At 73.6% G+C, this 11,882-nt stretch carries 7 protein-coding genes, 1 tRNA gene and 1 pseudogene; 4 read left to right on the top strand and 5 right to left on the bottom strand.

All coding sequences use genetic code 11. The annotated features are described in order from the left end of the window. Positions 1-141: 141 nt before the first annotated feature. The 5 genes and pseudogenes from NP048_RS10310 to NP048_RS10290 all read right to left on the bottom strand — a co-directional run bounded on the left by NP048_RS10310 (position 142) and on the right by NP048_RS10290 (position 6,627). Positions 142-513: a MazG nucleotide pyrophosphohydrolase domain-containing protein gene (locus tag NP048_RS10310; RefSeq protein WP_227575524.1), complete on the bottom strand. Its 372-nt coding sequence runs from the start codon at positions 511-513 to the stop codon at positions 142-144. Further along, the gene (locus NP048_RS10305) at positions 510-3,890 is read right to left on the bottom strand and encodes an ATP-binding protein (RefSeq protein ID WP_227575523.1); all 3,381 of its coding nucleotides are present in this window, start codon (positions 3,888-3,890) and stop codon (positions 510-512) included. Before NP048_RS10305 ends, NP048_RS10310 begins: the two co-directional genes overlap by 4 nt. Positions 3,891-4,186: 296 nt before the next feature. Continuing rightward, positions 4,187-4,813: pseudogene (locus NP048_RS10300) on the bottom strand (DUF4194 domain-containing protein); the annotation flags it as partial. Positions 4,814-4,824: 11 nt separating this feature from the next. Next, positions 4,825-6,294: a DUF3375 domain-containing protein gene (locus NP048_RS10295; protein ID WP_227575522.1), complete on the bottom strand. Its 1,470-nt coding sequence runs from the start codon at positions 6,292-6,294 to the stop codon at positions 4,825-4,827. 250 nt (positions 6,295-6,544) lie between these two features. Beyond that, positions 6,545-6,627 (bottom strand) — tRNA-Leu (locus NP048_RS10290). 176 nt (positions 6,628-6,803) lie between these two features. On the opposite strand from NP048_RS10290, the gene NP048_RS10285 reads away from it, so the two are divergent. The 4 genes from NP048_RS10285 (at position 6,804) to dinB (ending at position 11,805) form a co-directional block, all read left to right on the top strand. Further along, positions 6,804-8,021, top strand: a complete 1,218-nt coding sequence (locus tag NP048_RS10285) for an AI-2E family transporter (protein WP_227575521.1) — start codon at positions 6,804-6,806, stop codon at positions 8,019-8,021. A gap of 46 nt (positions 8,022-8,067) precedes the next feature. Then, entirely contained in the window at positions 8,068-9,012 is a 945-nt protein-coding gene (locus NP048_RS10280; protein WP_227575520.1) for a PaaX family transcriptional regulator, read from the top strand. 159 nt (positions 9,013-9,171) lie between these two features. Continuing rightward, entirely contained in the window at positions 9,172-10,428 is a 1,257-nt protein-coding gene (locus NP048_RS10275) for a cellulose binding domain-containing protein (RefSeq protein WP_227575519.1), read from the top strand. Positions 10,429-10,548: 120 nt separating this feature from the next. Then, a complete protein-coding gene (gene dinB, locus NP048_RS10270; RefSeq protein WP_255619468.1) occupies positions 10,549-11,805 on the top strand; it encodes a DNA polymerase IV in 1,257 nt (418 codons plus the stop codon). The last annotated feature ends 77 nt before the right edge of the window (positions 11,806-11,882 follow it).

The raw sequence follows: 11,882 nt of genomic DNA, 5'->3' as shown, positions 1-11,882 counted from the left end.
ACCGGGACGTGCCGCTGCGCACGCTCGGAACGGAGGTTCGCGGTCAACGGGTGGAAGACCTGGGCCACTCGGGTGAGACAACACGGATCTGCTGATCGGGCGCGAAACGGACCACCTAGCGCGCGAGCGCCGGGGCGAGCGTCAGTCGACGGCAGCCCCGTCGGGCGGCGGTCCGACCAGCGTGCCGAGGTGGGCCGTGAGCTCGTCCATGGTCCGCGCGAACGCCGCGGGCAGGTCGACGTCGTACGCGTCGGCGAGCACCAGCAGCGACCACAGGCAGTCGGCGAGCTCGTGCGCGAGGGCGTCGTCGAGGTCGGCGCGAGGTCGCACACCGGCCTTCCCCTGGACGAGCTTGGCGAGGTCGCCGACGTCGCCGACCAGGCCGAGCATCGTCTCCTGCGTCGTCCAGGCACGCCCGTAGCGCTCGGCCCCCACCTGGTCGTACAGCGCGCGCACCGCCAGGGCACGCGCCTGCATCGACCTCAGGTCGCCCGCGCTGCCGTCCTCGGTCACGCCGTGGTCACCCCCTCAGGAACCCCGGCCACCGGCTTGGTCCGCGACCGGCCGGCCGCGTCCTTCAGCACGATGTACTTGAGGTCGACGTGCGGCTCGAGCGCGCTGAACTTGTCGTTCGGCGCCCCGATGACCAGCTGGAACCCCAGCCCGCGCCACGCGCCGATCGCGCGGCCGGTGAACCGGGCGTCGGCCTTGATGAGGGCCTCGTCGAGGAACACCGGCGCGTAGCGCGGCCGCTCGGCACCGGAGTCACCGAGCTGGTAGCGCAGCGCCGCGCCGACGATGAACGCCACCAGCTCCTGCGACTCCCCGCCGGACTTCTCGCCGATGTGGTCGTACAGCGCGACGTGGTTGCCGTCGAGGTCGACCTTCTCGGCCGACAGCCGCACGTGCCGACGCACGTCGACGAGGTCCGCGTAGTCCGGTGCGGTGCGGCGGATGCGGTCGATGACCTTCGCCATGCGGTGGTACCGGCGCTCGCGCTCGGCGTCGGTCGCCTCGGTCGAGAGCACCTCGCGCAGCTCGCGCAGCTCCTTGCGGAACCGAGCGACGACCGTCGACTGGGTGTCGCGGGCGTCGATGCGCAGGCGGTGGTCGTCGTCCGCGAACGGCAGGTCCGCGAGGATGTCGTTGACGGGGCGGATGCGCTCCTTGATCTCCCGCACCGACCGCGACAGCGCGCTGTGCAGGTCCGCCAGGTCGTTGCCGGAGAGCCGCAGCAGGCTCTTGCGCCACTCCGCCTCGAGCTCGTGCAGGCCCTGGGTCTGCAGCTCGGTGAGGATCCGGTCGTAGTCGCGGTACGACGCGTCGGGATCGGTGCCGAGGTTCGGGTCGGGCCAGCGCTCGACGAACGTCTCGAACGTGCGGCGCAGGGCGTCGCGCGCGGTCGCGACGGTCTGCTGGGCGGACTGCCGGTCGGCGCGCAGCAGGTCCGCGGCACGCGCCACGACGGTGTCGAAGGCGTCCAGGGCGGCGGCCGGGTCCCTCCGGTCGTCGACGCGGGGGAGGTCCGGCTCGGTGCCGCCGAGCACGCTCTCGAGGTAGGCGCGCTGCTCGGGGTCGAGCTGCGTGCCCGCGTCCTGCGCGGCGTCGAGCGCGCCCTGGGTGACGTCGACCGCGTCCGTCGTGGCCGACCAGCGCTCGCCCAGGCCGCCTGCGGCGCCCTTGGTGCGCCCGAGCTGCTCGGTGAGGTCCTGGATGAGGACCTCGAGCTCGGCGGCCCGCTGCTGCAGGCGCCCGACGTCGGGGTTGCCCGAGGTGACCTCCTCGACGACCCGCTGCCACCGGTCCCGCTCGGCCTCGACACCGGCGATGTCGACCTGGTCCCAGGTCAGCTCGACGACCCCGGTGTACGCCTGCAGCGTCGCGTCGTGCCGGTCCCACGCGGACTCGGCCTCCTCGACGCGCGCCTCGGCCTCGCTGTACCGCGCCTCGGCGCGCTCGAGCTGCCGGTTGAGGTCCGTCAGGCGGCGCGTGTTCGTGAACCCCAGGACGTTGCGCGCGCCCTGGCCACCGTGGGCGCCGCGACGCCCCTCCGAGAGCTGCCCGCCGCGCGTGAGCGCCCTCTCGTGCTGCGCGAGCTCGCCGGGGGTGTCGACGCACACGTACGCGAACCGCGACGCCAGCTCGCTCTTGAGCCAGCCGGTGAACGGGCTCTGCCGGTAGTCCAGGCGGCCCGGCAGCGTGCGGCCGTCGAGGCCGACGTCGTCGCGCAGGTCGGTCGGCACGCCCTCGAACCGGATGCGCCGCCCCGTGCGCACGGAGTCGATCGCACGACGGAACGCCTGCAGGTGCGCGACGTCCAGCAGGATGAGCGTCGCGAACCCGCCCAGGGCGAGGTTGAAGGCGTCGCGCCACGGCTCGTGCTCGGTGCGGACCTCGACGAGCTCGGCGACGAACGGCAGGTCCTCGGGCGTCAGGCCGGCCGCCTGCGCGAGCGCGGCGCGCGTCGCGTGCAGGTCGCCGGGGATGTTGTCGTGGCGGTGGCGCGCGTCGGCGTGGTCGCGGCGCAGCACGGCCAGGTCCGCCGCGGCCTCCTTGCGCTCGGACATCGCGTCGACCAGGGCCTGGCGTGCGGCGGCCTTCGCGTCGGTGTCCGCCAGTGCGGTGCGTGCCCGCCCGACGAGGTCGGTGAACTCGTCGAGTGACGAGACGGTCTGCCCGAGCGTCGAGCGGAGCGCGTCGTCCAGGCGCGCCCGCGCGCGGCGGACCTCCTCGACGTGCGCCGCGACGCCCTGCAGCTCGCGCTGCGCGGTCGCCAGACGGTCGCCGCCGGACGCCCACAGGGTCTGCTTGACCCCGTCCAGCTCGGCGCGCGCCGCGGTGACGCGCGCGGATGTCTCCGCCGCCAGGCGCTGCGCCTCGCGGTGCCGGCTCTGCAGGTCGGCCTCGACGTCACGCAGCAGCCCCAGGCGCCGCTCGTGGCGCCACAGCGCGGCGGGGGAGGTGCCGTCGTCGAAACCGCCGACGGCGTCGACGACGCGCAGGCGGGCCGCCGCCTCCTCGATCGCGGCGCGGTGCTCGCGGATCGGCTCGAGCGCCTTGACCTGCTGCCGGGCGGTGATCATCTGGTCGCGCGTGCCCGTGAGCTTGTCGAACTGCTCGACCACGGCGTCGGCCGTGGCGAACGTGTCGGGCTCCTCGAGCACCATCGCCTTGTACAGCGCGTCGACGGTGGTGATCTGCTGGCCGGCCTGGATGCGGCCCAGCAGGGCGACGGCCTTGCCGCCGTCGCCCGCGGCGCCGATGCCGAGCGTCGAGTGCAGCCGCGCGGTGAACTCACGGTCGGTGTCGAAGCAGGTGAGGCCCGCGGCCGCGACCGCCGAGCGCGTCAGCCGCTGGGCGGCGGCCGGCTCCAGGTCCCGCAGGTCGAACTCGGTCTCGCACGTCGCCCGCACGGCCGTGACGTCCTCGAGCGTGCGCGCCGACGACGGCACGTACCAGCCGCGCACGGCCGTGAACCGCGTGCCCGACTGGTCGGCCCACGTCATCGCGATCGCCGACCACGTGTCCTTGCCGTCACCGCGCAGCACCCGCTGGCGGGTCCCCTCCGCGGTGCGCGACTCGTCGAGCTTGCCGCGCGCGTAGGACAGGATGTTGCGCTGGTCCTTGCCGCGCGGACGCCCCACGACCCCGCCGTTCGAGGCGCCGTTGAACGGCGTCGTGTGCGGCATGAGCAGCGCGATGTACCCGTCCATGAGCGTGGACTTGCCCGAGCCGGACCCGCCGGACAGCAGTGTCGCGGTCGACGCGAGGCGCACCCGGTGGTGGCCGTCGTAGCCGCCCCAGTTCACCAGCTGCAGGTCGAGGGCGACCCACTGCTGACCCGTCGACGCCGCGGGGATCAGCCCGAACAGCGAGTCGACCATCGTCACGGTGCCGTCTCCTCGTCCTCGTCCTCACCGGACGTCTGGTCCGCCAGCGCCTCGTCGATCGTCCCCTGGCCGGGGATCTCCTCGACCGGACCGCCCGGGGGTGCCTCACCGGGCCGCTCGCGCGTCGCGTCGACGGTCGTCCCGGCGGTGGGCCCGTCCGGGTGCGCCGTCTCCGCGATGTCCGTGGTCTCGGTGTCCGTACGTTCGTCGTCCGTGTCTGCGGCGTCCTCGGTGACGTGGAACCGCTGGGCGGGGGCCTCGTCGTGCGTCGCGGGCGTGTCGTGCGTGTCCGCGTCGCGCGTCTGCAGCCACTCGCGCAGCTCGCCGAGCCGCTCGTTGCTGAGCACGACCTCGACCAGCGGTGTCACGCGGTAGCGGCCCTCGGACTCCTCGTCGATGACGCCGTCCTTCGCGAGGCGGGCGACCGCCGTGCGGATCTCCCGCTGGTGCGCGGCGACGTTGGTGTCGTCGGGGTCGAAGTAGGTCAGCGCGGTGGCCTCGAGCTCCTCGACGTCGACGCGCGCCGACGTCTCTCCCGCGCCGCGCTCCCGCTGGAACACCGTGCGCAGGTGCACGAGGACGAGGGTCTCGGCGCGCGTGTACGCCTCGTCGCGCAGCAGCACGGGCACGTCGAGCTCGGCCGAGCGCACCTGGCGCTTGTACGCGATGCCGCGCTCGTGGTCGACGACCAGGTGGACGAACAGGTCGTGCAGCCGCGACTCGACCACCTGCTGGTTCTCCAGCAGGGTGCGCCACTGCGCGGGGTTGCGCTCGGCCAGCAGGAACCGGCGCTGCAGCAGCCGCACGAGCACCCGGCGCACGTCGGCGTCGAGCGTCCCGGTGTCGCCGGCGAACAGCTCGGCCGGGTCGTCCTCCATGGCGACGGGCGCGATGAACCCGCCGGCCTCCACGTCGTCGTGCATGACGGTGTCCGTCATCGGTCCTCGTCCCTCGTCCTCGTCGTCGTCGCGCCGAACGCGAACCGGCGGCGCGTGCCGTCGGGGCGGACCGCGTCCACGAACGCGAGCTCGTCGCTCTCCGTCATGCCGCGCTGGTGCGCGAGCTCCAGCAGGCCCAGCAGGTCGACCGGTCGGCGCAGCTCCGCCGGCGCGGCACGGAACGCCGCCGCCAGGTCGACCTCGGGTGCGTCCTCGCCGAACGTGCGCAGGTGCGCGTCGAGGTCGGCGTAGTGCGGCCCGCCCCACGCCCGGGCGTCGGTGTCCGCCACGTCCGCGCCGTCGTCCCAGTCCGCCAGCGCGTCGGGCGCCCGGGCGGGGCGCAGGTCGCCCGGCGTCTGGCGAAGGTGCTCGACGTCCGCGACGGGCAGCCGGCGCAGCGGCGTCACGGCCTGCCCGCGGCGCGAGTCCGGGAGCCACGCGGCCATCCCCGTCATGACGTCGCGCAGCAGGTCGTCGACCTGCCGGTCGCGCAGCGGGTCGTGGTTGCGCACCTGCGCCGTGATCACGTACGACGCCTCACGCTGCGCGGCGAAGACCTGGTCGAGGCCCTGCTCGATGCGCCGGACGATCTCGCGCAGCTCGGCCCGCTGGGGCGAGGGCAGCCGGGTCGCGAACCGGTGCCGCAGCACGGTGTCCAGCTGGGCCGACAGCTCGTCGAGCCGCTGCGGGTCGCCCAGCAGGCGCAGCGCACCGGCGAACGCGCGTCCCTCCGGGGTCGCGTCCATGACCTGCTCGCCGCGCTGCAGGTACTCGCGCAGCACGTCGCCAGTCGGGCGCTGGTCCTGGCGCAGCGCCGTGACGACGTCGCGCTGCATGGCCTTGATCGACTCGGCGACGCGCGCGAAGTCCGCCGGCAGCTCACGCACGAGGTGCAGGACGTTCTCGGCCTCCTCGAGCAGCTCCTCGTCATCGACCTCGTCGACCTCGCCCGTGCGCTCGAGGCGCGCGATCTCGGCCTGCAGCCGCTTCACCTCGGTGTCGAGGCGTGCGATGCGCATCATGACGTCGGGGTCGGCGTCGAGCGCGAGCCGCTCGACCGCCTCCAGCAGCGTGCGCACCCGCGACTGCGACACCCGGGCCCGGACGCCGCCGGCGCGCCCCGCGACCTCGAGGGCCCCGACCGCGTGCGCAGACAGGCGGTACACCTCGACGTCGTCGTCCAGCACCTGTCGCACGAGCCAGCCCGCGTCCGCCCACTGCCGGCACAGGTCGCGGGCCGAGCCGGTCGGCAGCCCGTCGCCGTGCCCCGCCGCCCGCAGCTGGTCGAGCGCGTCGGCGACCTCGGTGTGGGCGTCGGCGACCGGTACGGCAGGGCGCTCGACCGTGAACACGAGCGACAGCAGCGAGACGACCAGGGGAGCGTGCCGCTTGTGCAGCAGGTCCAGCATGGGGTTCTGGAACGCCCGGACAGCGCCCAGGTACGCCCCTTCGGCACGAGTGATCATCGCCGGACAGCGTAGGTGCTGTACGGGCCCCGGCTGGTCAGGGGGCGACGGCAGAGAGCGGGTCCTGGACGCCTCGGCGTGCGCGGCCCCAGCCGACTGTCCGGTTCGCCGTGGATCGCCCGCAATCCGGCGTCACGGGACGGCAGCGGGGTGGCGCTGATCACGGTGGTCGAGTCCCGGAGGGCGGCAACGAAGAAACCCCCGACCGCGTCTCCGCAGGTCAGGGGTTCTTCGTCGCTGTCTCAACGAGTGTCCGGAGGGGGACTTGAACCCCCACGCCCTTTCGGGCACTAGCACCTCAAGCTAGCGCGTCTGCCATTCCGCCACCCGGACAGGTGGGCGTCCGCGGAACCGTTTCCGGCCCCTCGGCGCGGCAGAGAACATACCACGGGGCCGGTGCCGATCCCGCATCGAGGTGCTGCCGCGCACGCCCACGGAGCGTCGGCGGGCAGCGGCCGGACCTGGGGGGCAGACTGCTCCTGACGGTTCCCCTGGGTGGAGGTCATCGCATGGTCGACGTGTCGGACACCCGGTCGTCGCCCGCGGTCCCGAGCGCCTCTGCGCGCAAGGTCGCCGGGGGCCGGCGCAACCCCGCCGTCATCGGCCGGGACGACACGGCGCCCCGGTGGCTGCGGAGGTCGGCGGGGGTCTCGTGGCGGCTGCTCGTCGTCCTCGCCGCGGTGGTCGTCGTGTTCTACGCGACGTCACGCGTCACGCTGCTGTTCATCGCGGTCTTCCTGGCTCTGGTCTTCACCGCCGTGCTGCGTCCGCTGGTCGAGCTGCTGGCGCGGGTCATGCCGCGGGGCCTGGCGACCGCGCTGTCGCTGCTCGGCGGCATCCTGTTCTTCCTCGGGATGCTCACCTACGTCGGCTACTCGATCGCCACGCAGTGGAACAACCTGAGCAAGCAGTTCGAGTCCGGCATCAAGCAGATCACCGACTTCCTCGAGAGCGGCACGCTGCCGTTCACGATCACCAACGCGCAGATCGCGGAGTGGATCGAGAACGGGGTCAAGTGGATCCAGGACCACGCGGGCGACCTGGCGGGCCAGGTGGCGGCGAGCGCCGGCTCCGTCGTCGAGGCGTTCACGGCGGTTGCCCTGGCGGTCTTCTGCACCGTGTTCTTCCTGGCACGTGGCGCCACGATGTGGACCTGGTTCCTCAACCAGCTGCCGATGCGGACCCGTCCGACGTGGATCACGGCCGGGGAAGCCGGCTGGTACACGTTCTCGGGGTACACCCGCGGCACCGTGATCATCGCCCTGACCGACGGCATCATCGCGTTCCTGCTGCTCACGCTCCTGCGGGTGCCGCTCGCGGCGCCGCTGGCGGTCCTGGTCCTCATCGGTGCGTTCATCCCGCTCATCGGTGCGCCCGCCGCCATGGTCGTCGCGATGATCGTGGCGCTCGCGGCCAACGGCCTGTGGTCGGCGGTGTTCGTCGGGGTGGGCATCGCGCTCATCGGCCAGCTCGAGGGGCACATCCTGCAGCCGCTCATCATGGGCAAGCAGGTCTCGCTCCATCCCGTGGTGGTTGCGCTCGCGGTCACGGCGGGCACGCTGACCGCGGGCATCCTCGGTGCGGTGATCTCGGTTCCGCTGGTCGCCGTCGCCTGGGCGATCTTCTCGCGGCTGCGGACGCTCGACCCGCCGATCCAGGACGAGGACGTCGTCGACGAGGACGAGACGACCGAGGACGACGCCGACGCCTCGGAGCTCGTCGGGTAGTCGTGCCGTCTGCGGACCGCCCAGAGCGCTTCGCTAGGTTGGCGCCGTGACATCGCACACGCTCGGCGCCGTCGACACGCCACGGGTGCAGGCAGGCCCGAGCCCGCAGCACCTCCTGGCGACCGTCCTGGGGGAGTACCTGGACTCGTCCGACGCCCGGCTGCCGGCGGCGGCCCTCGTCGCCGTGCTGGCGGAGTTCGGCATCAGCCCGGGCAGCACGCGTGCCGCCCTGGCCCGGCTCGTGCGCCGGGGCCTGGTCGCCTCGCAGGGCAGCGGTCGCTCGACGACCTACCACGTGAGGCCGGACGTGATCGTGCACCACCACGCCGTCATGCACGCGTTCCTCGCGTTCGGCGCGCAGCCGCGGCAGTGGGACGGGCACTGGGTCGTCGTCTCGTACTCCCTGCCCGAGTCGGGGCAGCCGCAGCGGCACGCGGTGCGCAAGGCACTGGGCGCGCGAGGATTCGCGCGGCTCTACGACAGCGTGTGGATCAGCCCGGCGCCGGACGCGGTGGCGGTCCGGGAGTCGCTGCGCGGGCTGCTGACCGACGTCCCCGGCGCGCGGTGGTCGGTGATGCGCGCCCGCTTCGAGGACGACCCGGCGGGCCAGGGCCCGGCGAACGCCTACGACCTCGCCGGCCTCGCGGCGGCGTACCGCACGTTCGTCGCGGACCACGCGGCGCTGCGGGCGGACGTCCGCGCGCGGCGCGTGCGCCCCGCCCAGGCGCTGGTGGCCCGGGCGACCCTCATGGACGCGTGGCGCACCTTCGCCGACACCGACCCGGACCTGCCGGCCGAGCTGCTGCCGGCGTCCTGGCCTCGTCCGCAGGCGCGCGAGACGTTCCTCGAGGTGCACACGGCGCTCGGCCCCCTCGCGCAGGAGCGGCTGATCGAGCTCATGGCGCCGTCATGGCCGGATGCCGCCTCCTGGGTGACGCACTTCGTCGCCGCGGACGACCCGCTGGCAGCGCCGCGCGGCGGGCGGCACTGACGCGGTCCTCAGCGGGTCGGCTGCGCGGAGGCGGTGGGTCGACCCCTGATGGTCGCGGAAACGATTAGGTGACGGCTGCCGGGCGGGCGCTTCTCGACATTTGTCGTGATCGCAGCAACCGTAAGGGTGGATCGTTCGCACACCCCTGGAGGTAGCCCCATGAGACGGACCATCGGACGGGCGGCGCTCACCGCCGTCGTGTCGCTCGGCGCACTGGTCGGCGCCGCCGCGCTGACCCCCGCGGTCGCCGCACCGAGCGGCTCAGGCCCGTACCCGGCGGACTACTCCACGACCGGGGCGCTGCCCAACCACACGATCTACCGTCCGGCGAACCTGCCGTCCGAGCGGATGCCCATCGTGGTGTGGAGCAACGGAGCGTGCTCCGCGGACGGGACGTCGGCCCAGAACTTCCTCAAGGAGATCGCCTCGCACGGGTTCCTCGTGATCTCGAACGGGCGGCCCGGTGGCGGTGGCAGCTCCAACTCCACGTGGCTGACGCAGGCCATGGACTGGGCGGTGGCCCAGAACTCGAACGGCCAGAGCAGCTTCTTCAACCGCCTGGACACCAGCAAGATCGGCGTCGCCGGCTTCTCGTGCGGAGGCGTCGAGGCCTACGCCGTGTCGGGAGACCCTCGCGTGACGACCACCGGGATCTTCAGCAGCGGTCTGCTCAACGACGCGGACGACTACCAGCTGCGTCGGCTCGACCACCCGATCGGCTACTTCATCGGGGGACCGAGCGACATCGCCTACCCGAACGCGATGGACGACTGGGGCAAGCTGCCCGCCGGTCTGCCCGCGTTCATGGGCAACCTCAACGTCGGTCACGGCGGGACGTACCACGAGACCAACGGCGGAGAGTTCGGCCGCGCGGCGCAGCTGTGGTTCCGGTGGCACCTCAAGGGTGACACGCAGGCCGGGCGCGCGTTCGTCGGGCAGAGCTGCGGGCTGTGCAACACGGCCTGGAACGTCCAGCAGAAGAACCTGACGCTCGTCGAGACGACGCCGACGCCCACCCCGACCCCGACGCCCACCCCGACGCCCACCCCGACGCCGACCCCGACGCCCAGCGTGACGCCCACGCCGAGCGTGACCCCCACGCCGACGCCGCCCCCGGCCTCGGGTGCGTGCACCGCGTCGTACAAGGTGGCGAACCAGTGGGGGGAGGGCTTCGTCGCGGACGTGACGGTGACCGCGGGTGCCTCTCTCAACGGCTGGGTCGTGCGCCTGGAGCTCCCCAGCGGTGCCGGGGTGTCCCACGCCTGGAACGGTGTGCGTGGCAGTGCGAGCAGCGGGTCCGTCACGGTGACGAACGCCGACTGGAACGGTCGTCTCGGGGCCGGCCAGAGCACCGCCTTCGGCTTCCAGGGCACCGGTAACGGGTCCGGTGCCACCGTGACGTGTGAGGCCGCCTGACGGTCACGCACCCGGGTGCGACGCGGTGGGCCCAGGGGGCGCCCACCGCGTCGCAGCCGTTGCACCCCGCGGGCCGACCGTGACGCCCGATCGAACAGGTGTTCGAGTAGCATGGTCGCCATGTCCGCCGCGACGATCCTGCACGCCGACCTGGACGCCTTCTATGCGTCGGTCGAGCAGCTGCTGGACCCGCGACTGCGCGGCCGGCCCATCGCCGTCGGGGGCAGCGCCCGCGGTGGCGTCGTGCTGGCGGCCTCGTACGAGGCGAAGGCCTACGGCGTCGCGGGCGGCATGCCCGGCTGGCGAGCCGCGCGGCTGTGCCCGTCGCTGCAGTTCGTCGCAGGACGGTTCCGCGAGTACCAGCCGCTCGCGGACCGCGTCATGGACGTCCTGGGTGACGTGACGCCCGTCGTCGAGCGGATCTCCATCGACGAGGCGTTCCTCGACGTCGCCGGCTCCACGCACCTGTTCGGGACCCCGGCGCAGATCGCGGCGCTGCTGCGGAGACGGGTGCGGGACGAGGTCGGTCTGCCCATCTCGGTGGGCGTGGCCCGGACCAAGCACCTCGCGAAGATCGCGTCGCAGGTCGCCAAGCCCGACGGCCTGGTCGTCGTGGAGCCCGACCGGGAGCGCGAGTTCCTCGAGCCGCTGCCCGTCGGGCTGATGTGGGGCGTGGGTCCGGTGGCCCGCGCCCGGCTCGCCGAGCGCGGCATCACGACGATCGGGGAGCTCGCGCGGACGCCGTCCGGAGCCGTGGAGCAGATCCTCGGCCGGGCGGTCGGGGCGCGGATGTCGGCGTTGTCGCACAACGACGACCCCCGACAGGTCGCCGGGGCGGGCCATGCCCGCTCGGTCGGGGCGCAGTCCGCGCTCGGACGTCAACGGGTCACCCCGGAGCTGGTGCGCGAGGTTCTCAGCCACCTCGCCGACCGCGTCGCCGGACGGCTGCGCGCCAAGGACCGTGCCGGACGGACCGTGACGGTGCGCGTGCGGTTCCCCGGCATGCGCTCGGTCACACGGTCGCTCACGCTGCCGGGGCCGGTCGCGACGACCCTCACGCTCACCGAGGTGGCCGAGCAGCTCGTCTGGCAGGCGATCCGCGAGCAGGCGCAGCCCGAGCCGGAGGTGACCCTGCTCGCGGTCGCGGTGTCCGGGCTCGTGCCGCAGTCCGCCCTGCAGCTCGAGCTGCCGCTGCTGGCCGACGACCCGCGACGGCCGGGGTCGGCGCCCGGGGCCGCGCGCTGGGCGGTGGACCGGTCGGTCGACGCCGTCCGCGCCCGGTTCGGCAACGGCGCGGTCGGCTACCTGCCGACCGCGATGCCCCGGCTGCGGACCGTGCCCGACGAGTTCCGCGAGCTCGCGGAGCACGAGCTGTGAGCTGCCCGCGAGCCGGTTGCTGACGAGGCCGGCCGGTCGGGCCCCTGCGGCCCCGCCGGCACGACGGGGGGCCGCGC

Origin of the sequence: Cellulomonas xiejunii (assembly GCF_024508315.1) — a bacterium.
Classification (GTDB): domain Bacteria; phylum Actinomycetota; class Actinomycetes; order Actinomycetales; family Cellulomonadaceae; genus Cellulomonas; species Cellulomonas xiejunii.
The sequence above is the reverse complement of the archived record's forward strand: the minus strand, read 5'-3'. Positions and strand labels throughout refer to the sequence as shown.

Bases quoted from the DNA above. Each gene is read 5' to 3' on its own strand.
- NP048_RS10285 (WP_227575521.1), top strand. From the start codon at position 6,804: ATGGTCGACGTGTCGGACACCCGGTCGTCGCCCGCGGTCCCGAGCGCC.
- NP048_RS10295 (WP_227575522.1), bottom strand. From the start codon at position 6,294: ATGATCACTCGTGCCGAAGGGGCGTACCTGGGCGCTGTCCGGGCGTTC.
- NP048_RS10275 (WP_227575519.1), top strand. From the start codon at position 9,172: ATGAGACGGACCATCGGACGGGCGGCGCTCACCGCCGTCGTGTCGCTC.
- dinB (WP_255619468.1), top strand. From the start codon at position 10,549: ATGTCCGCCGCGACGATCCTGCACGCCGACCTGGACGCCTTCTATGCG.